Origin of the sequence: Myxococcus sp. CA023 (assembly GCF_010998615.1) — a bacterium.
Classification (GTDB): domain Bacteria; phylum Myxococcota; class Myxococcia; order Myxococcales; family Myxococcaceae; genus Myxococcus.
Genome location: NZ_JAAEAH010000008.1, coordinates 120,148 through 145,302, shown reverse-complemented (window position 1 = coordinate 145,302; position 25,155 = coordinate 120,148). Strand labels below are relative to the sequence as shown.

Here is a 25,155-nt window from a genome sequence, read left to right as displayed (position 1 = left end):
GCGTCACTTCTTGCGCGTCAGCAACACGACCGCGCCCAGGATGGCGCCCATGGCCAGCCAGGCCGTGGGCGTCATCGTCTCGCCCGCCAGCAGGCCGCCCAGGAACACCGCCAGCACCGGGTTGACGTAGGCGTAGCTGGTGGCCAGCGACGGGCGCGCGTTGCGCAGCAGGTAGCCATAGGCGCTGTATCCCACCAGCGAGCCGAAGATGACGAGGTAGAAGAACGCGAGCACCGCCTTGGGTGTGGGCATCGCCGTGGGGCGTTCCCCAATCAGCAGGCTGAAGACCAGCATGACGGCGCCACCGCACAGCATCTGCGCCGCGGTGGACATCAGTCCCTGCGGCATGGGCAGCCGGCGGCTCCACACCGAGCCCAGCGCCCAGCTCATGGGCGACACCAGCATCGCCAGCGTCGGCAGCAGGCCGCCGCCCATGTCACTGCCCAGGTTGAGCAGGACGATGCCGCCGAAGCCGACGGCCAGTCCCCAGCGCTCCGCGCGCCCGGGCCACTGGCCGAAGAGCCCCCCGAAGAGCGCCGTCCACAAGGGAAGGCTGCCCACCACCAGCGCGGCCACGCCCGACGGCACCGACTGCTGCGCGAAGACGAGCCCCCCGTTGCCCACGCCCAGCAGCAACAGGCCCACCAGCGCGCTGGCGCCCCACTGACGGGCCGTGGGCACGGGCGCCCCGCGCAGCCACAGCACCGCGAAGAGCAGGGCGCCGGCGAGCATGAAGCGCACCCCTGACATCTGGAACGGCGGCATGCCGCCTTCCAGCGCCCACCGGATGGCCAGATAGGTGGAGCCCCAAATAATGTAGAGGGACAGGAGGCTGGCGATGAGCCACCCGCGCTGGGGGCCACCGGGAAGGACGTCTCCGGAGGGCAGGCTGACGGGGGCTGGCTGTGAAACGGGGAGCGGCGCGGCACGCGAGGCGAGCACGGCGCGGCTTGTATCGCTGGCGAATTTCGCCGGCCATGTGGGCATTGCCACACCTCACAGCCGGGCCCTTTTCGGAGCAGTACAGTGGCGGGCACTGCGCTCGTGCGTCGGGGCGGCCGTCCGGCTGGCTGGAATGTCGGCGTCGGGAATGTCGCGCCGGGTCGCCCGTAGGGACAGGGCGGCTCCTGGATTGAATGCCCGGGGCCGCTTCCTTAGACTTTCCCATGGAGCCAGGGCGGAGGTGCCGCCGCACCGTGGCTCCGGAGTGAGCGCCAGGGATGTCCGAAGAGCTGGGTGAACGTGAGAAGGAAGTCCTCCGGGCGGTCGTCCAGGAGTACATCTCCACGGGCGGGCCGGTAGGCAGTCAGCAGCTCACCCGCAGGTCGGGGTTCGAGGTGTCCTCCGCCACCATGCGCAACGTGCTGGCGGACCTGGAGGAGCTGGGCTTCCTGGAGAAGCCCCACACCTCCGCCGGGCGTGTTCCCACCGACCAGGGCTACCGCTTCTACGTGGACACGCTGGTGAAGCTGAAGGACCCGACGCCCCGGGACAGGGAGTTCATCCACGCGGGGCTCGCGCACGAGGCCGACCTGGCGGAGATGCTGGGCGAGGCCAGCCGCATCCTCCATTCGCTGACGCGTCACGCGGGCGTGGTGGTGGCGCCGCGGCCGGAGTCGGCGGTGTTCCGGCGCATCGAGTTCGTCCGGCTGCGCGAGGACCGGGTGCTCGCCATCCTGGTGGGGCAGAGCGGCCAGGTGCACAACAAGGCGATCACCGTGGAGTTCCCCATCACCTCCGACGAGCTGCTCAAGGCGAGCAACTACCTGTCGGAGTTGCTGCGGGAGGTGCCGCTGGAGTCGGCGCGCGAGCGCATCCGCGCGGAGATGGACCAGGAGCAGGCGCTCTACAACGCGCTGACGGCCAAGGCGCTGAAGCTGGGCGCGGCGGCCACGGACCTGGCGTCCACGGAGCGGGTGCTCATCCAGGGCACGGGTTCCTTCTTTGAGCAGCCGGAGTTCGCGGACGTGGAGCGCATGCGCGCGCTCTTCAGGGCCCTGGACGAGAAGCACAAGCTGCTGTCGCTGCTGGACCGGGTGCAGGTGGCCAACGAGATGCAGATTTTCATTGGCGCGGAGAGCGACTTCTCCGCGGCCGGCGACGTCACCGTCATCGCCAGCCCCTATGGAAACCAGGAGCAGGTGCTGGGCACGGTGGGCGTCATCGGCCCCACGCGCATGGACTACCGGCGCGTGATTCCACTGGTGAACTTCACCGCGCAGGTGCTGTCGCGCGTGCTGGAGCGGGTGTAGCGGGCCTCACTCCGCGCGGGTGACGAGCACCTCCTGCTCACCATTCGCGCGCCGGACGTGGAGCCGCACGGGCGTGCCGGGCGCACCCCGGGTGCGGGACTCCGCCTCCGTGCTGTCGCGCACCACCTGGCCATCCACCGCTACCAGTCGGTCCCCCACGTTGACGCCCGCGCGCGCCGCGGGCCCGTCCGGCGTCAGCCACGCGAAGGCGACGTGGCCCCGGTCCTCACTGAAGCCCGCGCCCAGCGTGCCCGGCGTGGCCCGGCGCGGGGACATCGTGACGTCCCCCACGTCGGTGGCCTCCGCCTCCGCCACCTTCACGGTGCGCGTCTCCACGCGGCCCTCCGGCGGCAGCAGCCGCACGGTGTGGATGCCCGGGCGCACGTCGCTCAGGCGGAAGCGTCCGTCCTGCCCGGTGACGGCATCCGAGCGCCCGCCCACGGCCTTGTCGAGGAACGCGGCCACCCCTGGCGCAGGGCCGCCCCCTCGGCTCCACACCGCGCGCCCGGAGATGGACGCCACGCCGCCGGTGAGCGGCACCTCCACGTCCGAGGTGCCCCCGGGCCGCAGCGTCACCTGGGCTTCGCCCGTGCGGCCGTCCTCGGTGCGCACCGTCACCTTCAGCGCCTGGGCGGGCGCGTCTGGAAGCAAGAAGGTGCTGCCAGCGAAGCGCCGCGTGGTGGGCCAGGCGCCGGCCCAGGGCAGGGCCTCACCGTTGGCCTCGAGCAGCTCCAGGATGAAGCCATCCGGCGCCGCGCCGCTGCCCGCCACCACGCGCCCGCGCAGGGTGGCCGCGGGCTCCAGCCGCACCGTGAGCGGCGCCTGGTCCTCATGCGCGGCGGGCAGCCGCCCCACGCGCCCCGCGTTGTGGGCCACCAGCTCCAGGGGCTGGGCGCCCTGGGGGCGCGGCGGCATGGCGAACTGGCCCGCCTCGTCCGCGCGCTCCTTGCGCGTCATGGGGAAGTCCCCGCCCTGGATGGCGGCCACGATGGCCAGCGGGCTGGGCACCCCGGAGGGCTCCAGCACGACGCCGGACAACACGGAGTCCTCCTTCAACAGCAGGTCCTGCCGCACTGCGCCGCCCGACGGCACCGTCACGAACGGGTCGCTCTCCATGTGGAAGTAGATGGCGGGCGTCTGGTGGAGCAGCGCGACCAGTTGGTAGACGCCCGCGGGCAATTCCAGCTGGAACTGGCCCTGCGCATCCGTCTCCGTGGAGGCCGTGCCCGAGCCGCCCCGAGGCACGGCGTGGACCAGCGTGGGCTCGGTCAGTGGCCCGCCCGACGCGCGCATCACCTGTCCCCACACGGAGCCGGAGTCCGCCAGGGTGAAGTCCACGCGGGTGATGACTCCCGCCTTCAGCGTCTCCATGCGGGACGTCCACCGCTGCGAGCCCTCGCGCCGCGCGCGCACGGACGTGGGCCCCGCCTCCATCCCCTCCAGCTTCCAGGCGCCCTCGGCGTCGGTGAGCGCCGTGTGCGCCACGCCAGAGAAGGACGCCGGTTCGGCGCGCACCTGCGCGCCTCCCAGCGGCCGTCCCTCCGCGTCCACCACCAGGCCTTCCAGCGCCGCCGTCGCGGGCTCCAGCCGCACGTCCAGGGGCGTGTGGCCGCCCGGGTTCACCACCACGGCTTCGAACACGCGGCCCGTCATTCCCGCCGCGCGCACCGTCACGTCGTACTCGCCGGGAGGGACGTCCATCCGCCACCCGCCATCGTCCTCGGACGCCGCCCGGCCCAGCTCGCCCTGGCCGCCCGCGGGAGACGCCACCAGGATGGCCCCGCGCTCCGGCGCGCCCTCCACCGAGGACACCGTGCCCGTCAGGCCACTGGCCGCGCCCAGCGTCACCACGAGCCCCCGCAGCGTCTCGCCCGGCGCGACGGACAGCGGCCCCGGCACGCGACCCAGCTGGTCCCCGCGGCGCGCGGACACGACCCACGTCCCTGCGTTGACCTCCAGCGCGAATCCGCCGCCTTCCCCGGTGGTGACGCGCACCGGCGCGGTGCCTCCCGCCGCCACCACCTCCGCGTCCGCGACGGGCTGACCCTTCGCGTCGACGACGAAGCCCTCCAGGGTGCTCGCGCCCCAGAGCCCCACGACGACTTCACCGGCCTGCGGCACCTGGAGCAGGCGTAAGGTGCGGCGGCTGAAGCCCGGCGCCTCGGCGGTGAGCTCGTAGCGTCCGGGTGCCAACTGCGTGAAGGCGAAGCGGCCCTGGGCATCACTCGTCGTCTCCGCCGCTTCTTCCGGCAAGCCGGTGGGGGCCGCCCAGGCCGTGGGCGTCCCGGGGTAGGGCCGCAGCGTCAGTGCGGCGAGCGGCACCGGCTCCTCGCGCCCTTCCGCCACGGTGCGCCCACTCAGCGTCACGCCGTCGGGCAGGCGCAGCTCGACGGCCGTCTCCGCCTCGCCGAGCGGACGCGTGGCCTCTAGCCGCACGGGGCCGTGGCCCGGGGCATGCGCGGACAGCAGGTAGTCGCCGGGCGCCGCGGGCAGGCGGAGCACGCCGCCGTCCGCCGTGGTGCCCTCGCCCGCGCGGCGCCACGGCGTGGCCCCGGTGCCGTCCGCGCCCACCCGCAGGTAGGCCCGCACGCGCGCGCCCGTCACGGGCCCCTGGGCGTCCACCACGCGCACCACGAAGGCGCCCAGCTCGGCGTCGGGGGCGGTCTCCAGCGGCGGGGTGGGCGGCGTGCTGGCGCGGGACGGGGCGCCGCTGGTGACGGGCGCTGGCGCGGTCAACGCCGCGGGCTCCGGGCGCGCGCCGGCGGGGGCCGCGGGGACGGGCATGCGGAACCACAGCAGCAGCACCGCCGCGATGGCCAGGCACAAGGCAATCAAGAAGGGGGTTCGATGGCGCACGGGCTCGGCCTCCCCCGCGTCCGGCCGTCGCCGTCGCGGCTGCCCACAGTGTAGGCCAGCCTCGCAGTGAACCGAAACTTCAGGAGGGCGCGGGCGCGTAGACGCGCAGGGCCGCGGGGGCCACCTCGAAGCGCATGGGTGTCTTGCCCACGAGCTCGCCGTCCGCGTTCACCTCCTGGACGGGGTCGGCCTCCACGTAGAGCCGCGCGGCGCGCAGGGCGGTGACGGCGGGGTGCTCCACGTGTTCGCCCGAGCGCAGGGACAGGGCCACCCGCATCAACGTGGCGATGTCCCGGAGCTGGCCCATGCCGGTGCCTTCGTGCCCCGACGCGGCGGAGGGCGCGGCGATGGCGTAGATGTCCAGCCGCCGGTCATCCAGCCGGGCATCGGGCGCCACCATGTTTCCGGCGCCGTGGTAGAGGCCGTTGCCCACCACCAGCTGCAGCACGTCCAGCGCCAGCTCCTGGTCATCCGCCTTCAGCCGGATGTGGAAGGGGCGCAGGTCCTTCATCTCCGCCGCGGCCGCCACGGGGTAGGCCAGCTTGCCCGCGCGCTGCTTCAGCCGCTTCGTCAGCCGCTTGGCGATGCCGGTGGCCAGTCCCAGGCTGGCCGCGTTGAGGAAGGGGCGCCCATTGGCCAGGCCCACGTCCACGCGGGCCGTGTAGCCCTGGGCGATGACGTCACAGGCGGCCTCGATGTCGGGCGGGATTCCCAGCGAGCGCGCGAAGTCGTTGCCAGTGCCCAGCGGGAGGACGCCCAGCGTCACGTCGCGGCCCAGCAGCCGGACCACCGCGCGGCTCAGGGTGCCGTCGCCTCCTCCCACGATGAGGCGGCGGGTGCCCCGTGCCACCATCCGCTCCACCACCGCGTCCAGCCGATCCGCTCGGGACAGCGCGTGGCATTCGACGATGGAGACGCCCCGCGCCACGAGCGTATCCCTGGCGGTCTCGAAGGCCTCACGCCCTGAACGCGAGCGCGTGTTCACCACCAACACGGCGGGGCCGTCATCCAGGACGGGCCTGCACGGGGGCTTGATGAGGGCGGGTTCCAGGGTGCCTCCTCTTTCGTATCGCCCGCCAATCTGTGCACGCAGAGCCCGTCCGGCCAGCGGGACGCGAGGTGGTGTCGTGCGCGCATCCTCGCCGCGAGTCGCCCCGTGCTCCGGTGCATTCCCGATGTCGGGTGCCACGTGGGCGTGCATGCGTGCGTTGCCGGGTGAACAAGTCCATCCGGCTGCGCGCTTCCGGATGGGTGGGTGACTGCCCACCTCTGCGCTGGAGCTGGCCCCATGCAGGTGTCAGTCAGGCCTGGAGAGCAAGTCGCATGGCACGAGGAAGCAAGGCGAAGTACACGGCGAAGCAGAAGCGGATGGCCGAGCACATCGAAGAGGGCTACGAGAAGCGCGGCGTCTCCGACGAGACGGCCGAGTCCCGGGCCTGGGCTACCGTGAACAAGCTCACGGGCGGCGGGATGAAGAAGGGCGGCTCGGGCAGCAAGGCCAAGCTCGCGCGCAGCCGTCCCCTGGCGCGGAAGAACGCGCGCAAGGCGGGCCGCAAGGGAGGCAAGGCCACCGCCGCGAAGCGCGCCGGCACCCGTCGCCGCGCCGCCACCGGCCGCACGCGCAAGCCTGCTGTTCGAGCCACGCGTTCGGGTTCCAAGTCCACCGCCGCCCGGGGCACCGCGGCCCGTCGCGTCACCGCCCGTCGCATCACCACCGCGAAGCGGCCTGCTTCCAAGTCCCGGAGCGGTACGCGTCGCGGAACCAGCAGCCGCGGCTCGCGCAGCCGCACCTAGCACGCCGCCGCTTCCCCATCCCTCTCGTGGGGGTGGGGAAGGGCGGGGGCGCGGCTTCAGCGCCGCTCGTCGTCCTTGGCCACCTGGCTGGTGTCGGACTCGTTCCAGGGCCATTCGCGCCGGGACGCCTCGTAGCGCGCGAGCAGCGCCGCCGGGTCCTTCACCAGCGTGCGGCAGCCCGCGGCGCGCAGGTCATCCGGAGGAAAGCCGCCCGCGAGCACGCCCACGGTGGGCAGGCTCAACTTGTTGGCGGCGAGCGCGTCATAGGGCGTGTCGCCCACGACGACCGTCACGTCCGGAGAAGGCTTGCCCAGCCTCGCCAGGGCGGCCTCGAAGATGTCCGGGTGGGGCTTGCTCTTGGCCACCTCGTCCGCGCTCGTCTTCGTCTCGAACAGGCCTTCGATGCCGCACAGCTTCACGTAGTGCTTCAGCTCCTGCTCTTTCGCGCTGGAGGCCAGCACGATGCGGATGCCGCCCGCGCGCAGCCGCTGGAAGAGCTCCCGTACCCGGGGGAAGGGACGCACCTTGGGCAGGAACTCGTCCAGGAACAGCTTGCCGCGGTATTCGTCCAGCTCCTTGCCGAAGCGCTCCACTTCCTCGTCGTTGAAGAAGACGGGGATGATCTGGTCGGCGCCCTTGCCAATCTGGCTGCGCACGTGCGCGAACGGGATGTCCCGGCCGAAGTGAAGGAAGGCGCGCCGCCATGCCTCGGCGTGCTCGTCCACCGAATCCACCAGGGTTCCATCCACGTCGAAGATGACGTTTTCCACCATGTGCCTTGTCCCTCGGCCCCGAAGGTGGGGATGCCGAGGGTGGCGGTCAACCGTCCGTGGGCTGGGTGGCGGGGGTGGACTCCACCAGTGTCCGCGTCTGTACGTCGTAGCCTTCGGGGGCGGTGAGGGTGAAGCCGTCGTTGGGCAGGGCCGCGTTCAGCTCCACGCGCGTGAGCACCGTCTCGCCTACGCGCTTGCCTCCCTGCCACCGGCCAAGGCGCTTGGGCACGCACAGCGACAAGGCCGCGTCGCAGTGCTCCTCCTCCACGCGCTCCTCGGCCGCGGCGCCGTCCGGTGAGACGGTGCGCCGGCCCAGGAAGTCCAGCTGGGGCCAGCGCAGCACGTAGACCATCTCCAGTCCCGCGGCGTCACCGTCCAGCTTCTGCACCAGCTCCACCGCCTGCGGCGCCAGCGGGTGCGTGGCGCGGCGGACCGTCGCGTGGCTCAGCAAGAGCGGCGTCCGGAAGCCTTCTGGCATGAAGGGGTGGAACGTCTCCGACAGGAAGCCGGCGAGCTTCGCGGGTGGCAGCTCCGAGGTGAAGGTGCTGAAGCGCTTCTCACCGTCGAGTTGCTGGAAGAAGTGCTTGCCGTCCCACGCGAAGGTGCGCGAGGCGGGCGGGCCCAGCGTGCCACGCAGGCGCTGCGGCGCGCGGTATTCGAAGCTGAACGTCACCGGCTCCAGCCCCGCGTCCTGCACGGTGCCGGCGATGCGGTAGCTCTTCAGCTTCGCTTCGCGGGCGGCGAGCCCGGCTTTGACTTCGGGCAGCAGCGTGGCCGCGTCATCGCCGCCCTTCTTGGGGCAGCCGGTGAGGGCCGTCAGGGCACACAACAGGAGGAGGCGTTCACGCATGGGAGGGCACAAAAGCAAGAAGGCCCGCCTGTCGCCAGGGGGCCTTCCGCATGAACCGCGCGGCTTGCGCGGTGTGGACTACTTGACCGCCACGCCCACGGCGCTGGAGCTGGTCACGCCGATGATGGTGCCGGTCAGGGCGTAGATGCCGTGACGCGCGGTGGTGCCCGCGGTCAGCAGCTCCACCTTGGAGGCGCCCATGGCCTTGGCCTCGGCGATGAGCAGCTTGTTGATGACGGTGTCGAGGTCGCTCTGCACGATGTCGACGATGTGGAAGATGGCGGTCAGGCCCAGGGCGTTGGCCTGGACAACGGCCACGGCCTCACCGTTGGAGGCGATCTCCGTGCCGGAGACAACGGCGCTCTCAACGCTGGTGCAGGCAACCATGCTGCTGGCGGCAACGGCGGACAGGACGAGCTTCTTCATGATCTTTCCCCTCTTGAATTAGATGCTTGTGTGGTGGCCGGACGCCTTGGAGAGCAACCGGCCGTTGTCTTGACCTTCAAGCGGGCGGGGTCGTAGCAGATGTCGACTCCAAGTCAAGGTCCGTCCGAGACACTTGGCATCGGTCCGGTTGGGCGGCTGCGCGTTGCAATGCGCATCTCCCCTTGCTAGCCAACCTCGAGGCTCCCTTCATGGACACCGTCTCCGCTGCCCGCTCCGCGCCGCGTTACTGGGTGCACCTGTTACTCCTGGTGCTGACGGTAGGGACCACCTTCACCTCGTACCTGCTCTACTTCCATTTCCAGCGACCCTACTCACTGGGAGAGGTGTCCCCCGAAGCGGCCTTCCGCGCGCTGGCCTTCAGCCTGTCGCTGCTGGCCATCCTGGGGACCCACGAGATGGGGCACTACGTGTTGGCGCGCTGGCACCGGGTTGAAACATCCCTGCCATATTTCATCCCGCTGCCGGTGCTCGGCGTGGGCACGCTGGGCGCCGTCATCCGCATTCGCGACCGCATCCCGAACCGCAACGCCCTGGTGGACATTGGCGCGGCGGGACCGCTCGCGGGGTTGGTGGTGGCCCTGCCCATCCTCTTCTGGGGGCTGGCCCACTCCACCGTGGTGGATGCGCCGGACATCCCGTCCACCACCTTCCCGGGGGACGGCTCGCTGTGGGCCATTGGCCGGGACGTCTTCTCCTGGGTGATGGAGCGCGTCACCAACGCGCCGCCCGCGCCGGAGACGCCTTTCAACGGCGTGCAGACGCTCTTCGGCGACAGCCTGTTGATGCAGGGCCTGTCGCGCCTGGCCCTGGGGCCGCTTCCGGAGGGCAAGGACATCCTGGTCCATCCGGTGGTCATCGCTGGCTGGTTCGGGCTGCTCGTCACGCTGCTGAACCTGATGCCGGTGGGACAGCTCGACGGTGGGCACCTGGCCTATGCGCTGTGGGGCCGGCGCGCGCACTGGGTGGGCCGCGCGGTGGCGTTGGTGCTGTTGGTTCTCACCCTTTTCGTCACCGCGTCCTGGGGCTTGTGGCTGCTGGTGACGAGCAAGCTGGTAGGCTTCGGCCATCCCGAGGTGGTGGAGCCCCAGGCACCGCTCAGTCCCCTGCGGAAGTGGATCTGCGCGCTGTGCCTGCTGGCACTCATCGGCTGCGCCATGCCCATTCCCCTGCGCCAGGTGATGACATGAAGTTCCAGTGTGACGCGTGCGAGCGGCTCGTGCCGCTGGAGACCTACCGGACGGAGGCCGGGGGACTCGTGGTGACGTGTGGCCGCTGCGGCGCGGACAGCCGTGTGGGTCCGCCGGCCACCACCGCGCCGCGAACGGAGGTGTGGGCTGCTCCCGCCGCGGGGGCGGCGCCGACGCCGTCGGTGCCGGTGATGCCGCCCTCCGACAGCTGGAGCGCTTCCGCGCCAGTGACGCCGACCCTGCGGGTGGTGCGTTCGGAGTCGGCGCCGCTGACGGACGACGCGCTCTTCGAGCCGCCCCCTGGCGTCTGTCCCAAGTGCGTGGCGCCTCGGCGCGAGGAGGCCCTGTCCTGCCCGCAGTGCGGGCTCGTCTACGTCAACTACCAGCCCGAGGAGCAGCCCCTGTCGGACGTACTGGCGGACGCGTGGCGCAAGCTGGCGGCGCGCTGGGAGGACTGGGACGCCCATGACCGGCTGATGACGCTGGCCGTGGGGCGGGGCGAGCTGGCCATGGTGGGGCGGCTGTACCGGATCCGCCTGGCGCGTGCGCCCGACGATGCCGTCGCCCGGCGCGGCCGTGATGAGGTGGTGCGCAGAGCCACCCTGGTGGTGCCGTCATCGGTGGAGCCCGCCGGAACCCCCAGCGTCTTCCGACGCCTGAAGACGGTGGCGGTGGGCGTGGGTGTCATCGTGGTGCTGGTGCTGGCCGTCCTCGTCTTCCAGCTCCTGCGCACGCTGAGCGCGGGGTACTGAGCGCCGGGCTGTCCGGGCGCCGTGCCGCCGAGGGCGGTGCGGCTCGCTGGCGGAGGAGCAGGCAGCCACCCGGGTCAGGCGGCGCGGCCGCGGCCGGAAACGCGCTTGAAACGGCGGTCGCTGCTATTTTGTCCGGCCGCTTCCCGTCTCCCCCTCGGTGCCGATGTCGCTCTCCGTCTCCACCCCTCCGTCCGTCGACAGCCTGCTCGGTCCGGGAGGCGCGCTCGAGGTCGCGCTGCCCGCGTATGAGCACCGCCCGGAGCAGCTTCAGATGGCGCGCGCCGTGGAGCGGGCCTTCGCCGAGCACAGCTACCTGCTGGCCGAGGCGGGAACCGGCACGGGCAAGACGCTTGCCTACCTGGTGCCCGCGCTGCTGTCGGGACGCCGGGTGGTCGTGTCCACGGCCACCAAGACTTTGCAGGACCAGATCTTCTTCAAGGACCTGCCGCTGATGCGGGAGAAGATGGGCCTGCGCTTCGAGGCCGCGTACCTCAAGGGCCGCAGCAATTACCTCTGCCTGCACCGCTATGACGCCTTCTCCAAGGAGCCGCAGTTCGGCTCGCGCGAGGAGTCGCGCTACTGGCCCAAGCTGAAGGCGTGGGCGGAGGAGACGGACACCGGCGACCGCAGCGAGCTGGACCTGCCCGAGTCCTTCAGCGCCTGGTCGCGCCTGTCCACCACGTCCGAGACGTGCGTGGGCACCAGGTGCCCGCAGTACGAGACGTGCTTCGTCACGCGCATGCGCAAGCGCGCGGAGCAGGCGGACCTGCTGGTGGTCAACCACCACCTCTTCTTCGCGGACCTGGCGCTGCGCAGCTCCGGCAAGCGCACCGAGGGCGTGCTGCCCTGGTACGAGGCCGTCATCTTCGACGAGGCCCATGCGCTGGAAGACGCGGCCAGCGGCCACTTCGGTTGCAGCGTGTCCAACTACCGGCTGGAGGAGCTGGCGCGGGACGCGGTGGCGTCGCTGAAGGAGGACGACGCCCGCCACGCCATGCTGCGCGCGCTGGCGGCCCGGTTGCGCGCGGGGGCGGATGCGCTCTTCGCGCAGGCGCCCCGGGCGCTGGGGCTGTCCGGCCACGAGTCCTCCGTGGCGCTGCGCGCGGAGGTCATGGCGAAGCTGTCCACGCCGCTGGAGGGCGTGCGGGACGCGCTGGCCGCGTTGTCCGCCTTCACGGTGGGCGAGCGTGAGCCGGAGCTGGCCGCCATCACCCGCCGCTCGGACGAGATGGAGGAGCAGCTCTCCTTCCTGGAGAAGGCCGAGTCCTCGGACCACGTCTACTGGGCGGAGCAGCGGGGCAAGGGCCTCTTCCTGCGCGCCAGCCCCATCGACGTGGCGAAGGAGCTGCGCGAGCGGATGTACGGCGCGCTGGACACGGTTGTGTACACGTCCGCGACGCTGGCGGCCGACAGCCGCTTCGACTTCTTCGCCAACCGCATGGGCCTGTACGGCGAGGACGGCCAGCCGGTGACGCGCGTGCGGACGCTGGCGGTGCCCAGCCCCTTCGACTACCCGTCGCAGGCGGCGCTGTACCTGCCCACGCACCTGCCGGACCCGTCCGCGCCGGGCTTCATCGAGGAGGCGGCGGAGGAGATTGAACGCCTCTGCGAAGTCACGGGTGGGCGCGCCTTCGTGCTCTTCACGTCCCTGCGCAACATGGTGCGGGCCTATGAGCTGGTGGCGCCCCGGTTGCCCTATCAGTCGCTGTTGCAAGGCGAGCGCCCCAAGCAGCAACTGCTGGAGGCCTTCCGCGAGACACCGAGCGTCCTCTTCGCGGCGCATAGCTTCTGGGAGGGCGTCGACGTGCCGGGCGACGCGCTGAGCCTGGTCATCATCGACCGGCTGCCCTTCGCGTCGCCGGGAGAACCGCTGGTGGCCGCGCGCATCAAACAGCTCCAGCAGCGGGGCGAGGAGCCCTTCGAGCTGTACCAGCTCCCGCACGCGGCGCTGGCGCTGCGGCAGGGCTTCGGCCGGCTCATCCGCACGCAGTCGGACCGGGGCATCGTGGCGATGCTGGACCGGCGCATCGTGACGAAGGCGTATGGCCGCGTCTTCCTCGACAGCCTCCCGCCCGCGCGCCGCATGGAGGACGTGGTGTCGCTGAGCCGCTGGTTCAACGGCCCGGTGCGGCCGGTGCGCACCATTCGCTGAGCATCAGGGCGCGTCGCGCAGCCGCAGGCCGATGCGCGCCAGCAGGGGCGGGCCCAACGTGTCCACCCCGGCGCGGCCCGCGAGGTACTCGCGGTCGAAGAGGTTCTCCACCGCGCCGAAGACGTGCAGCTTCCAGAAGAGGTGGCGGCTGGCGGACACGTCCACCACGGCGTAGCCCCCCATGGGGCGCTCGTTGAGGTCGTCCTCGAACTGAGCGCCCGTCACGCGAAGCTGCACCGTGGCCGTCACGATGTCGGGGTCGTGGAAGGTGAGGATGGCGGTGCCCCGGTGTCGTGGGTCCTGGGCGAGCTGCTTGCCCACCAGCCCGAGCTGCCCGGGCGAGCGCGTCACGACAGGGTCCACGAAGGTGTACGCGAGCAGCGCCGTCAACTGGCGTGCCAGCTTCCAGTCCACGCTCGCCTCCACGCCGCGCACCCGCGCCTGTCCCAGATTCTCCCGCTGGCGCGTGGAGCCATCCGGAAGCGGCTGTTCCAACGTGACGTTGGTGATGGGGTCGTCGAGCATGTTCCAGAAGCCCGTCACGCGCGTGGTGAGGCCCAGCGAGGAGGACTCGGCTTCCACGCCAGCCTCGGCGCCCCACAGTCGCTCCGCACCCAGGTTGGCGTTGGCGGCGGTGAGGATGGTGCCCACCTGGAAGGGGCGGTACAGCTCGTTGAGCGTGGGGGCGCGGAAGGCGCGGTAGGCGGAGGCGCGCAGGGTGAGCCCTTCCAATGGACGCACGCGAAGGCCCAGCCGTGGGCTGAGCTGCTGCTCGGTGCGGTCGTCGAAGCGCGTCGTGTCCACCGCGCCATTGGCGCGCTCCAGACGCTGCTCACCGTTCTGGTTGCGCCACACATCCATCCGGAGCGCGGCGCTGAGCTCCAGGGCGGGCGAGGGCGTGTAGAGGTCCTCGATGAAGACGCCGCCGGACAGTTGGGTGCCTCCGGTGTCGCGCAGGCGGAGGGAGGTCTCCGAGGGCGCGGGCGGGAAGAGTTGCTCCCGGGACGTACCCGCCATGCGGCGCGCATCCAGGCCGGCGGTGAGGACGTGCGTGCCCAGGGCTGTCCAGGACGGGCCGGTCCAGACGAGGGACGCGCCCTGGTCGTTGGCTGGCACAACTTGGCTGGCGGCCAGCGCCTCGGAAGAGCGGTCCTGGGCGATGCGCGCGCGGTCCTGTTCGAAGCGTTGCACGCGGCCGAAGAGGTCCAGCGTGAAGGTGCCGCCGTGCGCGGTGCGCAGCCGTGCGCCCGCGCCGAAGTGCGCCAACTCCACGCGAGCGGTGGTGAGCTGGGTGCCGCCGTTCTGGTCCTCGCGGAAGAGACCGGCGCGGGCGGAGAGGGTGAGCGCATCGGTGGCATCCGCTTCGACGCGCCCGTTGATGACGGCATGGCTGCTGGGCGTGTCCGCGTCGATGGCGCCGCGCTGGGCGGCACTGACGATGGGGTAGCCGTCGCTGTCGAGCAGCTCTGCCTCCAGCGAGGCGCGGACGGGACCCCACATCTCCGCCCCGCGTGCCGCGAGCACGCCCGTATGCGCGTTGCCATAGGTGGCATCCGCGTCGAACTGCGTTCCGGTGATGTCGCGTGACACGAGCTGCACGACACCGCCGAGCGCGCCACTGCCGTAGAGGGCGGAGCCTCCGCTGGGGACGACCTCGATGCGCTCGAGTCCGAGCCGTGGCAGCGAGCGCCAGAAAATCCAGCCACCGAACGGGTCGTTGACGGGAATTCCGTCGAGCAGCACGAGGCTGCGCGCCACGCCCGAAGGCGCGAGCCCGCGCAGGTTGAGTCCCTGCGCCGTCGGGTCGGAGACGAGGCTGGGCGTGCGGCGGAAGGTGGCGGCGGAGGGCACGGTGCGGACCAGCGAGTCCTGCGTCAGCGTGGGACTCCGGTCGATTTCCGGGCGGGGGAGGACCGTGGTGGTGGCGGGCACGTCCCTCGCAGGTCGGGGACGCCGCGAGCCCGTGACGACGGTCCGCCCAGCGTCAGCGTCCTCTGCCTCCGTCCGCTCTCGCGTGGGCGCATCCGTCGGCGGCTGCCCGTTCGTGTCGGGAACCTCCTGGGCCTCAGGAGGCGGCGCCGCCATCACCGTGGAGGAGGCGAGGGCCCAGAGCAGGGGCGCGAGCACCCGGATGGCGCGCACGTGAGGACTCCGATGCGTCACGAGGAGGCCGGGCATCGATGCCCGTTCTAGCAGCCCGACGCCCCGGTTCCAGGTCGTCGGGCGGATGACGCCGCCGAACGCCCGCCCCAAACCCGGCTGCATCATCCGCCGGCGCGGCTGCCCGCTACGTCCCGCACGGTGAGCACGGCGGCGTCCACCTCCGCCAGGATGCGACGCGCGTGCCGCAGGAAGGCTTCGCCCGCGGGGAGCAGGCGCATGCCACCCCGGGTCCGCTCGAAGAGTCGTGCTCCGAGTTCGTCCTCGAGCGCCTGGATGTGACGGCTGAGCGGCGGCTGCGTCAGGTGCAGGCGGCGCGCGGCTCGGCCCACGTTGCACTCCTCGGCAACGGCGACGAAGGACTGGATGTGCGTAAGGCTCACGTCCGCCACTCTAGCGCTGTCGGCCATACCGAAACAGCATTGGACGCCAGGCACCCTGGACCCTCACCTTGGCGGCCATGAGCATTCCCTTGTTCAAGGGCACGGACGTCGAACGTCTGCGCCGAGCGAGTCAGGCCGCCGCCGGTACGCTGGCTTTCGTTGCCTCGAAGCTGACCCCTGGTGTCACCACGGCGGACATCGACCAGTGGGTTCGCGAGGACACGGCGCGCCGGGGTGGCAAGCCCAGTCAGTTGGGGTTCAAGGGCTACCCGGCCACCGTCTGTACCAGTCGCAACCACATCGTCTGTCACGGCATCCCGAATCCCGGCGAGCAACTGGTCCGTGGGGACATCATCAACGTGGATGTGACGACGTGCCTGGACGGCTTCCACGGGGACACCTCCGCGACCTTCCTCATTGGCGAGGTGTCCGAAGACGCTCGTCGCATCGTGGACGTGGCGCGCCGGTGCCGTGACGCGGGCATCGCCGTCGTCCGCCATGGCGCGAGGCTGGGGGACATCGGCGCGGCCATCGAGGAGCTGGCGAAGAAGGAGGGCTGCAGCGTGGTGGAGGAGTTCGGCGGGCATGGCATCGGCCACCAGATGCATGGGCCGCCCACCGTTCCCCATACCGGCAAGCGAGGCTCGGGCATCAAGCTGCGCTCGGGCATGGTCCTCACCGTAGAGCCCATGGTGAACCTGGGACGGCCGGACATCCGCATCCTGGCCGACGGTTGGACGGTGGTGACGGAGGACGGCAGTCTGTCTGCGCAGTTCGAGCACACCCTCCTGGTGACCCCTGACGGCTGCGAGGTGCTCACCCAGCCCGAGCTCGCCCTCTCGCTCGAAATCGCCTGCTGAACGCTTCCCCGCCCTGGGAGGGCGGGCAGGCGGCCGTGCCTGCCATGGGTCCTCGGGGTGCCTACCCTTGAAGGATGAGGGCAGGAGGCCGCGCGATGAAGAAGGAGATGCTGTTGTACGAGCTGCACCCGGCACTGGTGCACATGCCACTGGCCCTGTTACCCACGGCGGCGGTGGCGGACCTCATCTCGGTGACGACAGGCGACGGCGCCTGGGCCCGGGTGGCTCGCCGCATCTGGGTGGCCGGCTCCATTGGCGGCCTGCTCGCGGGCGTGTCGGGACTGGCGGCCAGCCAGGAGGTCCGGCTGGAGACGCCGCGTGCCCGGGACATGACGTTCCTGCATGGCGTGGGCAATGCCTCCGTGCTGCTCGGCGCCTTGGGGGTGACGGTGTGGCGACTGCGGCGCGAGCCCACCGCGGCCACCGTGGCGCTGGGGCTGGGCGCCTGTGGGCTGGCGCTCTGCACGGCGGCGCTCGGCGGAAAGATGGTCTACGCGCTGGGCGTGGGACAGCCCGCTTCAATGCGCGATGCGAACGCCCCCGCGTTGCTGTCGCGCGACGCGCCGCTGCTGCTGGTGCGTGACGCGCTTCGTGGAGTGCAGTGGCTGGTGACGCGTGCGCGTGAGGTGCTCGCCGGTGGGCCTCCGCTCGCGAAGGGCGCCGCGGGCACGGCGCCTGAGGACGAGTCGCTCACGTTGCCCTCGCCCGTCGCCGTGTTCCACGGCCCGGGCCGTCCCATGCCTCAGGCGTAGTGCCCGCCCTTCCGGCGTCCATGTCATGACACTTCGGCGTGACGTGGATACCCCCGCACAGACTGCTGCGGGGTGGGTTTGCCGTCCCCGGTAAATGGCGCTAGAGCTGCGCGCCAGCGAGTGGGGGACGACGCATGCGCACACGAGGGGAAGTCGCAGCGGTAGTGCTGGGCATCATGCTGGTTGGCGCAGGTGCTTCGTTGCTGGCCCCCCGGTGGGCGCTCGGCAATCAAGGGGCACCGCGCGAAGTCGCCCGGACGCCCGCGGCTCCACCCAAGGTCGCCGCCGAGCCGCGCTTCCATGTCGAACCCGAGAAGGATGACACCGGCCGCGCGGTGCAGGTGGCGAGCCTTCGCGACGAAGCGCCGGAATGGGAGCGGTTCGCTGCGCGCGCGCTGGTGCCGCTGACGCCGGACGAGCTGGCCTTGCTTCAAGAAGGGCCGGTGGACGACCTGGCGGTGCTGGTGACGCGCACGGAGCGCGCCTTCATGGACGCCACGCCCGAAGCACGCGTGGAGAAGGAACGGCGCTATCTGGCGGCGCTGAACCTGGTGGCGAAGCTGGCCACGCCGCCGGAGCCCTCGGCCGAGGACCTCCTCGCGCGCGAAGTGGACGCGCGCTACCAACAGGCGCTGACCGTGGAGCAGGTGAAGTGGCGGTCGCTTCCGCCAGAGGAAAAGTCGCGTCAGCACGACGCCTTCAAGGAAGCCTTCTTCCGCGCGGAGGAGACGCGATGAAGACGCTTCCGAGGAGTCTCCTCACGCTGGTGTTGCTGGCGCCCGCGTTGGTGCTGGCTGGGCCGCACTACGTGGCCTCGCGTGACTGGGGCACCTTCATCTGGTTGGGCACGTGGCTGGACGCGGGGCAGACGTACACCTTCGAGACGCGGGATTTGACGGGCACCGCGCCGGACACCGTCCTTCACGTGCTCCGGGACCGGGGCGGCTGGAGCCAGGTGGCCATGGGCGATGACTGCGCGGGCGCGGCGCGTTCCTGCGTGACGTTCACCGCGCCGGACTCCGGGCTCTACCGCGTCTGGGTGCGCGCCTATGCGGAAGGACGCGGCGGGACGGCCAGTCTGTATCGCAACGGAGAGCTCCTCCTGAGCAACCAGCCCTTCGGCGGTGTGCCGCTCAGCTTCGCCTGGAACGTGAAGGACACCTTCCGGGCCACGTCCACGACGCCGGGCGCGGGGGACCACCTGGTCTTCCTGCTGCGCTCCAACGCGGAGTACCTGCAACACGACGATGACAGTGGGCCTCGCTCCTACCCGCTGGTCGTCGCGGCGAGCACACAGAACGCGGGCGCCCAGCGCGTGGTGGTGGGCCGCTTTCCCGGAAGCACGGGCACGGCCAGCTTCGTCCACGATGACGCGCTGTGGTCCACCATCTTCAGCGACAACGACGAGGACGAAGATGGCATCTCCAATGCCCTGGAGCCGCTGGTGGGGATGAACCCGGACTCGAAGGACTCGGATGGGGATGGGATACCGGACACGCTGGAGCTGTTCGGCAATGACGGCTTCTCCTTCTCCGAGTGGGGCAGCCCCACGGTGAAGGACCTCTACGTGGAGGTGGATTGGATGGAGCACCCCACCAATCCCTATCTCACGCGAAAGCCCTACGCCGGGCTGGTGGCGGACGCGGCGGCGGTGTTCGCGCGGGACGCGGGCGCGCGGCTGCATGCCTTCATCGACAGCGCGCTGCCCTGGCATGAAGTGGTGTGCTTCGGCGCGTGCAGCGGCGGCGTGGACTTCTATTCGCTGAAGCAGGGCGGGTTCTCCACCGGGAACCCGGAGCGGCGGCCCTACTTCCACTACGCGGTGTGGGCCTACCGGCAGGGCAGTAGCACGTCGTGTTCATCCGGCAAGGCGGAGGTGCTGGGCAATGACCTCATCATCAGCCTGGGCTGCTGGAGCAGCCCGCGCATCCAGGAACAGCGTGGCACCTTCATCCACGAGCTGGGCCACAACCTGGCGCTGGACCACAACGGCAACGACGTGGCGGGGCAGACCAGCGTGGTGCACGCCAGCGTGATGAACTACCGCTACCAGATGCTCGGCGTGGGCTCTCCGGGCTCGCACACGTACTCGTTTGGTGGCAATGCGTGCGCGGCGTGTAGCGCGTCCCCCAAGAGCAAGTGTGTCTCCTGTCGGAACGGCTTCCTGGGATGCGGCTTCCCTGGGTGCGGCTCGTGCGACTGCGATGTGAATGAGTGGGGCGCCGTGGAGCTGGACTTCCTGGACGACGGCGACGCGGACGACGGCACCCACCGTGCGCTGCTGGCGAAGTACGCTCCGGACGACAAGGGAGGGCCGGTGCGGTTCCAGCCGCGCGTGCCCCACGCGGAGCCACCCGTCGCGGCGCGTCGCCTGAAGGTGGAGCGCACGCGGGAGCGGCTGCGGGCGCGGGGGCAGGTGGAGGGGCAGGACTTCTTCGTGTCGACCGACGGCACGACGCTGTACGCTGAGTGCCCATGAGCCTGCGACCTCGTCCGGGACGTTGTCGCGCCCCGGCGAGATGGACGCGTGGCGCCGCTGGGCTCCTCCTGACCGGCCTGATGGGCTGCCAGATGAAGTGCTCCGAGCCGGTCCCCGACGCCGGGCATGCCTTGGCATCGCTTCAACGCGAGAGCCCGTGTGTCCAGGTCTGGCGCGCGGCGCAGGTGGACGTGGCGTTCAAGGAAGAGCCCGAGGACGCCGTGCAGCAGCGCACGGACACGCGGCTGGAGCGCCGCTTCACCGTCGCACGGCAGTTGCGCGGCGCGTACCGGCACCAGGACCGGTGGGCCTCCGTGCTGGAGTACGAGGCGGGGCCGGTGCGCGGCGGCGTGAGCTACAGCCTCCAGGTGCCGGACGTGCTGGCGGACCTGACGGGTCAGGTCGTTCAGTGGACCAGCCATCGCGAGCCCGCGTCCTGTCCTACGAAGGAGGATGGTGAGCTTCCCGTGCTGCTGTCGGGGGACACCCTGCGGGACGCGGAGGGCCGGTTGCTGCTGCTCACGGTGCCGAGTGCTCCCACCACCGTCGCGGGAGACGTGCTGCTTCCTCCAGGGCTCGTTCCGGAGTTGAGCTTCCGCTGGGAGGACGCGGGCTGCACGCTGGCGGATGGGACGCATGCGCTGGACGTCCAACTCCGTGTGACTCACGCGAATCGTTCGCAAGGCCCGGGGACCACCGTGACGACCGAGGTGGGACAATCGGCCCGGCTGACCCTGGACGGTGTGCGCTACGTCGTTCGGGTGGCGCGTGCCACTGCGGATATGCAGGGCCGGTGTGGGCAGGCGGTCTTCACGCTGGTGCGCGAGGGCCTGCTCGAACAGGGGCAGCCCGGACTCTGAGTCACGGCGCTAGATGCCGTTCCTGGAAATAGTCTGCCTTACCGCTCGTTGTGCGGGACCGGTATGTAGGCATGCCGCGCCCAGGCGCTTCATGCGTGGCGTGGGCCCAGGCCTGCTATCTTCGCGGGCTTCAACGGACACCAGAGGGACGACACCATGCGAAGCGGGCTGAAGCGGAACTGGGCGGGGTTCGCGGTGGGCGGCCTGCTCGGCGCATGGCTGCTCGGCTGTGGTGGCTCGACGACGGAGGGCCTGGAGTCGCTGGAGCAGGGGACCGCGCCCGCGTCCGTCTCCGTGGACCTGTCGAGCGCGGACCTCCGCACCCGGCTGGAGTCCATCGCCGGCCTCACGGTGCTGACCGATGTCGAGGTCAACGGCTTCCGCTTCTTCACGATGGACTACGAGCAGCCCGTGGACCACCTGCGTCCCTGGGGCACGCGCTTCCAGCAGCGGGTGACGCTGATGCACCGCTCGGAGACGGCGCCCATGGTGCTGGACACGGAAGGCACCGCCATCTTCGAGGAGCCCATCCCCGCCGAGCCCACGGACCTGCTCCAGGGCAATCAGCTCACCGTGGAGCACCGCTTCTACGGCGCGTCCAAGCCGGCCGACATGGACTGGCGGAAGCTGACGATGTGGCAAGCGGCCGCGGATGCCCACCGGCTCGTCGAAGCCTTCAAGCCGCTGTACGGCGGGCGCTGGCTGTCCACCGGCGTCTTCAAGGGAGGCACCGCCGCCCTGGCCCACCGCTTCTATTTCCCGAACGACGTCCACGCCACGGTGACCTATTCGGCGCAGAACAACCGGGGCCTCCATGACGCGCGACACGGGCGCTTCATCCTCACCAAGGTGGGCGACGCGGCTTGCCGCCAGCAGCTCGCCTCCCTCCAGTACGCCGCGCTGACCCGCCGCGACGAGTTGCTGCCCTTCATGGATGGCTACGACGCCCAGGGCTTCACCTTCAACTCGCTGGGGAAGGACCGCGCCTTCGAGTTCGCCGTCATCGAGGTGCCCTTCATCTTCTGGCAGTACTACGGCATGGCGGGGACGTGTGAAGGGCTGCCCTCGCCGGAGGCGAGCGCGGAGGAGCTCTTCGCCTTCTTCAGCTACGTCTCCACGCTGGAGTTCACCTTCTCAGACCAGGCGCTGGAGGAGTCTGCGCCGCTCTACTACCAGGGCGCCACGCAGCTGGGCGGCCCGGGGTACCCGGAGGTTCACCTGCGGCCGTTGCTGCGCTACGCCGGTGAGCACCTCCCCACGCGCTTCCCGCCCACGGGCGTGCGCAAGCCGTACGAGCCGTGGACGGTGGGCCTGCTGGAGGCGTGGACCCGCTTCGAGGCCAAGCGGGTGCTGCTCGTCTATGGAAACCTGAGCCCCTGGTCCGCCAGCGCCTTCAGCACCACGACGGGCAACGACGCGTACCGCGTCATCGCCGATGACAGCATCGGCTTCTTCGGCACGTTGAGCGCGCTGCCGGAGCCGCAGCGGAGCTTCCTGCTCGGGCGCCTGTCGGAGTGGGCGGACGCCCCGGTGCAGCTCCCGACGGGGATGGATGTCCTGCGGCGCCGCGAGTCGAGCGACGCGCGCATGAAGGCCTATCGCGCCCGGTAGCGGGCGCGGCGTCCTCTGACGCGGTGTGGCTGTGGGAGTGGTAGGCTCACACTTTCTGTGCGGGGTTCCGCCCGGTGGTGGACCTGCGCAGCCACCCGAGAGGAAGCCTGTCCATGCCTTCGAAGCCAGCGCAGTCGTCCTGGGCCGTCGCCGTCCTGCTGGGCCTGTCCGCCACCGTCGCCGTCGCTGCTCCGCCCTCCGAGGAGCTCGTCTCACGCGAGCCCCGCACGGAGAGCCTTCTCTTCTGTCCCGTCGCCAAGTGCGGTGATGACTGGCATTGCGAGGTCGCCTGCCCCGAGGCCGTGAGCGCGGTCTGCGTGGACTTCTATTGCCAGTACGATGACGGTGGGGGCTCCGGAGGCGGCGGGCCTGGAGGCGGCGGGCCTGGCGAGGTGTGCCCGGCCATGCGCTGTGGCGGGGACTGGAACTGCCTCTGCGAGGGCTTGCAGGGCACCTGCGGGCCGGACTTCATGTGCGTGTTCTGACATTGTGTTCAACCCCTCCTTGGCGTCCAGGCGGCCGTGACTATCTTCCGCCGCACTTTCTGGAGGGATGAACGAATGCTGAAGAACATGCTGATGGCCGCGGCGTTGGGCGTTCTGGTGGTGGGCACGGGCTGCCACCGCAACACGCGGGAGAGCGCGGAGAACGACGCCGAGCGCGCCGTGGAGAAGACCGAGGACGCCGCGGATGAGGCGGGCGACAAGATTCAGGACACGGCCGAGGACGCCGGGGACAAGATCGAAGACGCCACCGACAACTGAGCGTGCTTGCGCGGTGGTCCGCTCCGAGTGGGCGGGCCGCCGCTGTTTCACCGGACCGGCTCAGGCCGGGCTGGAGTCGATGACCTTCTTCGCGATGCCGAAGGAGAAGCCCGCCCGGGCCAGCGCGGCCAGGTCCCGCTTCCGATTCTCCTCCCGGGTGCCGGGCTGCGTGCGGAAGGGCCCCAGCCGCTTCTTCCGCGCCCAGATTCGCGCGGCATCTTCCTCGGACACCTCGTGGGTGGCGTCGGCGACCTTCTTCGCCACGACTTCCGCGGGGACGCCCTTGAGGCGCAGCTTCTGGGCAATCACCCGCGTGCTGCGGCCCGAGGCGCGCAGGGAGTGCGCCTTCATCTGGGCATAGGCCTCGTCGTTGAGCAGGCCATTGCGGACCAGCTTCGCGACCAGCGCCTCCACCCAGGCCAGCGCTTCGCCGCGCTCACCGCCATGGAACTTGATGGAGCGGTCCACCCGGCGCAGGAGCACGCGCTGCAGCTGGCTCTTCGTCGCCGCGTAACGCTTCAGGTAGTGCAGCGCCGCGTTCTCCAGATAGGTGGGGGACACCTTCCGGGGCCGCTTGGGCCCGCGCTCCTTCTTCCTGTCCTGTCCTCCCCGCGCCTCATCCATGACGGACCTGGGTCTACCACCCAGGTCCGACACCCGGAAGGAACGCCAAGCGCGTGCGAGCCGTCAGTCGCCTGCCTGCTCGAAGAGCGCGGACACCGTGCCGGACGGGTCCTCGATGAGGCAGAAGCGGCCCGAGGGGCCGGCGCCACGAATCTTCCCGCGCACGCGGCCGCCCATCGCGGTGACGCGCTCCAGGCTGTGCTCCAGGTTCGCCACGATGATGTAGAGGATCCAGCCGGTGGGCTGGTCCTCGTTCGGCCCGCGCGCGTGGCAGATGCCGCCGACGGGCGTCTCGCCGCCGCCCGGGGGCATCATGACGAAGTCCTCGTAGCCGCCCATGTCCAGGCCGGTGGCGGACCAGCCCGCCACGTCCTTGTAGAAGTCCCTCACCGTCACGGCGTCCTTCACCGTGAGGTCCATCCAACCCACGCTCCCTACCGCTGGCTTCTTCATGTCCGTGCTCCTGTCCTTCGAAATGCCCGTGGCGCGCTAGCCCAGTGACTTCAGGGACTCCGGCACCTGCCAGTCCGGCTTGAGGCGGGAGATGACCTTGGCCAGGTTCTCCTTGTCCTGGGCCTTCTCCAGCGCGGCCTCGGGCGTAATCACGTCGTCCTTCACCAGCCGCTCCAGGTGCATGTCCAGTGTCTGCATGCCCTGGCCCTGGCCCGCCTGCATCTTGGAGGCAATCTGGAACACCTTGCCCTCGCGAATCATGGAGGCGATGGCGGGCCCGCCCACCAGGATTTCCAGCGCGGCCACGCGGCCCTTGCCGTCCGCCGTCTTGATGAGCTGCTGGGCGACGATGCCCGCCAGGCTCTCCGCCAGCATGCCGCGCACCTGCTGCTGCTCGTCCGCGGGGAAGGCGTTGATGATGCGGTCGATGGTGGCCGGCGCGCTGTTGGTGTGCACCGTGGCGAACACCAGCACGCCGAAGCTCGCGAGCTGGAGCGCCAGCTTCATCGTCTCGTTGGTGCGAAGCTCGCCAATGAGGATGACGTTGGGGTCCTCGCGGCCCGCTGAACGGATGGCGGTGGCGAAGCTGGACGCATGCGGGCCTACTTCCCGGTGCGTCACCTGCGCCCGCATGGACTCGTGCACGAACTCCACCGGGTCTTCGATGGTGAGCACGTGCGCGGGCCGCGTCTTGTTGATGTAGTTGATCATCGCGGCCAGCGTGGTGGACTTGCCGCTGCCCGTGGGGCCAGTGACGAGCACCAGCCCGCTGCGGCGCTCCGACAGCTTGCGCACCACCTCCGGCGTCTTCAGGTCCTCCAGCGACAGCACCTTGCTGGGGATGGTGCGGAAGACGGCCGCCAGGCCCGTCATCTTGTTGAAGTAGTTGGCGCGGAAGCGGGCCTTCGTCCCGTAGCTGTAGGCGAAGTCCAGGTCCAGGTCCTCGACAATCTGCCGCTGCTGCTCCTGCGAGCAGATTTCGAAGAGCAGCGCCTGCATCTCCGGCGCGGTGAGGGGCTGCTCGCGCAGCGGCACCAGCTCGCCGCGGATGCGGCCCATGGGCGGGTAGCCGACGCCCAGGTGCAGGTCGCTGCCCTTCTGCTCCAGCAGCGCATCGAACAGGACCGCCAGACGGGGCGTCGTCAT

The 25,155-nt window shown here is 70.7% G+C and carries 24 protein-coding genes; 13 read left to right on the top strand and 11 right to left on the bottom strand.

Features of this window, described 5'->3' with window-relative positions; translation table 11 throughout:
- Window positions 1-3: 3 nt before the first annotated feature.
- Window positions 4-987, bottom strand: a complete 984-nt coding sequence (gene yedA / locus F8M74_RS05440) for a drug/metabolite exporter YedA (protein WP_141255085.1) — start codon at window positions 985-987, stop codon at window positions 4-6.
- Window positions 988-1,220: 233 nt separating this feature from the next.
- Here yedA and hrcA point away from each other — a divergent pair, with 233 nt between their 5' ends.
- Window positions 1,221-2,252, top strand: coding sequence for a heat-inducible transcriptional repressor HrcA (hrcA, locus tag F8M74_RS05435; protein WP_141255086.1), 1,032 nt, complete (start codon window positions 1,221-1,223; stop codon window positions 2,250-2,252).
- 6 nt (window positions 2,253-2,258) lie between these two features.
- On the opposite strand, the gene F8M74_RS05430 is transcribed toward hrcA, so the two are convergent.
- Complete coding sequence (locus tag F8M74_RS05430) at window positions 2,259-5,108, bottom strand: carboxypeptidase regulatory-like domain-containing protein (protein WP_141279850.1); 2,850 nt, start codon at window positions 5,106-5,108, stop codon at window positions 2,259-2,261.
- Window positions 5,109-5,187: 79 nt separating this feature from the next.
- Window positions 5,188-6,297, bottom strand: coding sequence for a lipid kinase (locus F8M74_RS05425; protein WP_228559316.1), 1,110 nt, complete (start codon window positions 6,295-6,297; stop codon window positions 5,188-5,190).
- A 134-nt stretch (window positions 6,298-6,431) separates the two neighbouring features.
- Between F8M74_RS05425 and F8M74_RS05420 the strand changes: the two genes are divergently transcribed.
- Window positions 6,432-6,902: a transcriptional regulator gene (locus F8M74_RS05420; RefSeq protein ID WP_141255088.1), complete on the top strand. Its 471-nt coding sequence runs from the start codon at window positions 6,432-6,434 to the stop codon at window positions 6,900-6,902.
- 56 nt (window positions 6,903-6,958) lie between these two features.
- On the opposite strand, the gene F8M74_RS05415 is transcribed toward F8M74_RS05420, so the two are convergent.
- The 3 genes from F8M74_RS05415 to F8M74_RS05405 form a co-directional block, all read right to left on the bottom strand.
- Window positions 6,959-7,675 carry an HAD family hydrolase gene (locus tag F8M74_RS05415; protein ID WP_141255089.1) on the bottom strand — a complete coding sequence of 239 codons (717 nt, stop codon included), beginning with the start codon at window positions 7,673-7,675 and terminating at the stop codon, window positions 6,959-6,961.
- Window positions 7,676-7,721: 46 nt separating this feature from the next.
- Complete coding sequence (locus F8M74_RS05410; RefSeq protein WP_141255090.1) at window positions 7,722-8,525, bottom strand: hypothetical protein; 804 nt, start codon at window positions 8,523-8,525, stop codon at window positions 7,722-7,724.
- Between the two features lie 78 nt (window positions 8,526-8,603).
- Window positions 8,604-8,951 carry a hypothetical protein gene (locus tag F8M74_RS05405; protein WP_011556645.1) on the bottom strand — a complete coding sequence of 116 codons (348 nt, stop codon included), beginning with the start codon at window positions 8,949-8,951 and terminating at the stop codon, window positions 8,604-8,606.
- A gap of 209 nt (window positions 8,952-9,160) precedes the next feature.
- On the opposite strand from F8M74_RS05405, the gene F8M74_RS05400 reads away from it, so the two are divergent.
- From F8M74_RS05400 to F8M74_RS05390, 3 genes are all read left to right on the top strand, one after another.
- Window positions 9,161-10,159: a site-2 protease family protein gene (locus F8M74_RS05400; protein WP_141255091.1), complete on the top strand. Its 999-nt coding sequence runs from the start codon at window positions 9,161-9,163 to the stop codon at window positions 10,157-10,159.
- The gene (locus F8M74_RS05395; RefSeq protein ID WP_141255092.1) at window positions 10,156-10,911 is read left to right on the top strand and encodes a hypothetical protein; all 756 of its coding nucleotides are present in this window, start codon (window positions 10,156-10,158) and stop codon (window positions 10,909-10,911) included. Before F8M74_RS05400 ends, F8M74_RS05395 begins: the two co-directional genes overlap by 4 nt.
- 163 nt (window positions 10,912-11,074) lie before the next feature.
- The gene (locus F8M74_RS05390; RefSeq protein WP_141255114.1) at window positions 11,075-13,063 is read left to right on the top strand and encodes an ATP-dependent DNA helicase; all 1,989 of its coding nucleotides are present in this window, start codon (window positions 11,075-11,077) and stop codon (window positions 13,061-13,063) included.
- Between the two features lie 3 nt (window positions 13,064-13,066).
- Here F8M74_RS05390 and F8M74_RS05385 read toward each other — a convergent pair whose 3' ends face one another.
- Window positions 13,067-15,331, bottom strand: a complete 2,265-nt coding sequence (locus F8M74_RS05385) for a TonB-dependent receptor (protein ID WP_141255093.1) — start codon at window positions 15,329-15,331, stop codon at window positions 13,067-13,069.
- The gene (locus tag F8M74_RS05380) at window positions 15,328-15,606 is read right to left on the bottom strand and encodes a LysR family transcriptional regulator (RefSeq protein WP_141255094.1); all 279 of its coding nucleotides are present in this window, start codon (window positions 15,604-15,606) and stop codon (window positions 15,328-15,330) included. Before F8M74_RS05380 ends, F8M74_RS05385 begins: the two co-directional genes overlap by 4 nt.
- Before the next feature lie 77 nt (window positions 15,607-15,683).
- On the opposite strand from F8M74_RS05380, the gene map reads away from it, so the two are divergent.
- The 8 genes from map to F8M74_RS05340 all read left to right on the top strand — a co-directional run bounded on the left by map (window position 15,684) and on the right by F8M74_RS05340 (window position 22,932).
- On the top strand, window positions 15,684-16,466 hold the full coding sequence (gene map, locus F8M74_RS05375) for a type I methionyl aminopeptidase (RefSeq protein WP_141255095.1): 783 nt from the start codon (window positions 15,684-15,686) through the stop codon (window positions 16,464-16,466).
- Between the two features lie 95 nt (window positions 16,467-16,561).
- Entirely contained in the window at window positions 16,562-17,218 is a 657-nt protein-coding gene (locus F8M74_RS05370) for a DUF2231 domain-containing protein (protein WP_141255096.1), read from the top strand.
- 134 nt (window positions 17,219-17,352) lie between these two features.
- Window positions 17,353-17,955 carry a hypothetical protein gene (locus tag F8M74_RS05365; protein ID WP_141255097.1) on the top strand — a complete coding sequence of 201 codons (603 nt, stop codon included), beginning with the start codon at window positions 17,353-17,355 and terminating at the stop codon, window positions 17,953-17,955.
- Window positions 17,952-19,697: a hypothetical protein gene (locus F8M74_RS05360; RefSeq protein WP_141255098.1), complete on the top strand. Its 1,746-nt coding sequence runs from the start codon at window positions 17,952-17,954 to the stop codon at window positions 19,695-19,697. The genes F8M74_RS05365 and F8M74_RS05360 overlap by 4 nt, the downstream gene beginning before the upstream one ends.
- A 92-nt stretch (window positions 19,698-19,789) precedes the next feature.
- Window positions 19,790-20,557, top strand: coding sequence for a hypothetical protein (locus tag F8M74_RS05355; protein WP_228559314.1), 768 nt, complete (start codon window positions 19,790-19,792; stop codon window positions 20,555-20,557).
- Between the two features lie 156 nt (window positions 20,558-20,713).
- Window positions 20,714-22,168 carry a S28 family serine protease gene (locus F8M74_RS05350; protein WP_141255100.1) on the top strand — a complete coding sequence of 485 codons (1,455 nt, stop codon included), beginning with the start codon at window positions 20,714-20,716 and terminating at the stop codon, window positions 22,166-22,168.
- A gap of 113 nt (window positions 22,169-22,281) precedes the next feature.
- Window positions 22,282-22,653 (top strand): hypothetical protein, encoded by a 372-nt coding sequence (locus F8M74_RS05345; RefSeq protein WP_140795615.1) that lies wholly within the window; start codon window positions 22,282-22,284, stop codon window positions 22,651-22,653.
- A gap of 75 nt (window positions 22,654-22,728) precedes the next feature.
- Window positions 22,729-22,932: a YtxH domain-containing protein gene (locus F8M74_RS05340; protein WP_140795614.1), complete on the top strand. Its 204-nt coding sequence runs from the start codon at window positions 22,729-22,731 to the stop codon at window positions 22,930-22,932.
- 60 nt (window positions 22,933-22,992) lie between these two features.
- Here F8M74_RS05340 and F8M74_RS05335 read toward each other — a convergent pair whose 3' ends face one another.
- The 3 genes from F8M74_RS05335 to F8M74_RS05325 form a co-directional block, all read right to left on the bottom strand.
- Window positions 22,993-23,556, bottom strand: a complete 564-nt coding sequence (locus tag F8M74_RS05335) for a regulatory protein RecX (RefSeq protein WP_140857474.1) — start codon at window positions 23,554-23,556, stop codon at window positions 22,993-22,995.
- A 63-nt stretch (window positions 23,557-23,619) separates the two neighbouring features.
- Entirely contained in the window at window positions 23,620-24,009 is a 390-nt protein-coding gene (locus F8M74_RS05330; protein WP_141255101.1) for a VOC family protein, read from the bottom strand.
- Window positions 24,010-24,045: 36 nt separating this feature from the next.
- Entirely contained in the window at window positions 24,046-25,155 is a 1,110-nt protein-coding gene (locus tag F8M74_RS05325) for a type IV pilus twitching motility protein PilT (protein ID WP_141255102.1), read from the bottom strand.

Coding starts and splice junctions, on each gene's coding strand:
- yedA (WP_141255085.1), bottom strand. CDS start 987: ATGCCCACATGGCCGGCGAAATTCGCCAGCGATACAAGCCGCGCCGTG.
- hrcA (WP_141255086.1), top strand. CDS start 1,221: ATGTCCGAAGAGCTGGGTGAACGTGAGAAGGAAGTCCTCCGGGCGGTC.
- F8M74_RS05420 (WP_141255088.1), top strand. CDS start 6,432: ATGGCACGAGGAAGCAAGGCGAAGTACACGGCGAAGCAGAAGCGGATG.
- F8M74_RS05415 (WP_141255089.1), bottom strand. CDS start 7,675: ATGGTGGAAAACGTCATCTTCGACGTGGATGGAACCCTGGTGGATTCG.
- F8M74_RS05410 (WP_141255090.1), bottom strand. CDS start 8,525: ATGCGTGAACGCCTCCTCCTGTTGTGTGCCCTGACGGCCCTCACCGGC.
- F8M74_RS05405 (WP_011556645.1), bottom strand. CDS start 8,951: ATGAAGAAGCTCGTCCTGTCCGCCGTTGCCGCCAGCAGCATGGTTGCC.
- F8M74_RS05400 (WP_141255091.1), top strand. CDS start 9,161: ATGGACACCGTCTCCGCTGCCCGCTCCGCGCCGCGTTACTGGGTGCAC.
- F8M74_RS05395 (WP_141255092.1), top strand. CDS start 10,156: ATGAAGTTCCAGTGTGACGCGTGCGAGCGGCTCGTGCCGCTGGAGACC.
- F8M74_RS05390 (WP_141255114.1), top strand. CDS start 11,075: ATGTCGCTCTCCGTCTCCACCCCTCCGTCCGTCGACAGCCTGCTCGGT.
- F8M74_RS05385 (WP_141255093.1), bottom strand. CDS start 15,331: ATGATGCAGCCGGGTTTGGGGCGGGCGTTCGGCGGCGTCATCCGCCCG.
- map (WP_141255095.1), top strand. CDS start 15,684: ATGAGCATTCCCTTGTTCAAGGGCACGGACGTCGAACGTCTGCGCCGA.
- F8M74_RS05370 (WP_141255096.1), top strand. CDS start 16,562: ATGAAGAAGGAGATGCTGTTGTACGAGCTGCACCCGGCACTGGTGCAC.
- F8M74_RS05365 (WP_141255097.1), top strand. CDS start 17,353: ATGCGCACACGAGGGGAAGTCGCAGCGGTAGTGCTGGGCATCATGCTG.
- F8M74_RS05360 (WP_141255098.1), top strand. CDS start 17,952: ATGAAGACGCTTCCGAGGAGTCTCCTCACGCTGGTGTTGCTGGCGCCC.
- F8M74_RS05355 (WP_228559314.1), top strand. CDS start 19,790: ATGAAGTGCTCCGAGCCGGTCCCCGACGCCGGGCATGCCTTGGCATCG.
- F8M74_RS05350 (WP_141255100.1), top strand. CDS start 20,714: ATGCGAAGCGGGCTGAAGCGGAACTGGGCGGGGTTCGCGGTGGGCGGC.
- F8M74_RS05345 (WP_140795615.1), top strand. CDS start 22,282: ATGCCTTCGAAGCCAGCGCAGTCGTCCTGGGCCGTCGCCGTCCTGCTG.
- F8M74_RS05340 (WP_140795614.1), top strand. CDS start 22,729: ATGCTGAAGAACATGCTGATGGCCGCGGCGTTGGGCGTTCTGGTGGTG.
- F8M74_RS05335 (WP_140857474.1), bottom strand. CDS start 23,556: ATGGATGAGGCGCGGGGAGGACAGGACAGGAAGAAGGAGCGCGGGCCC.
- F8M74_RS05330 (WP_141255101.1), bottom strand. CDS start 24,009: ATGAAGAAGCCAGCGGTAGGGAGCGTGGGTTGGATGGACCTCACGGTG.
- F8M74_RS05325 (WP_141255102.1), bottom strand. CDS start 25,155: ATGACGACGCCCCGTCTGGCGGTCCTGTTCGATGCGCTGCTGGAGCAG.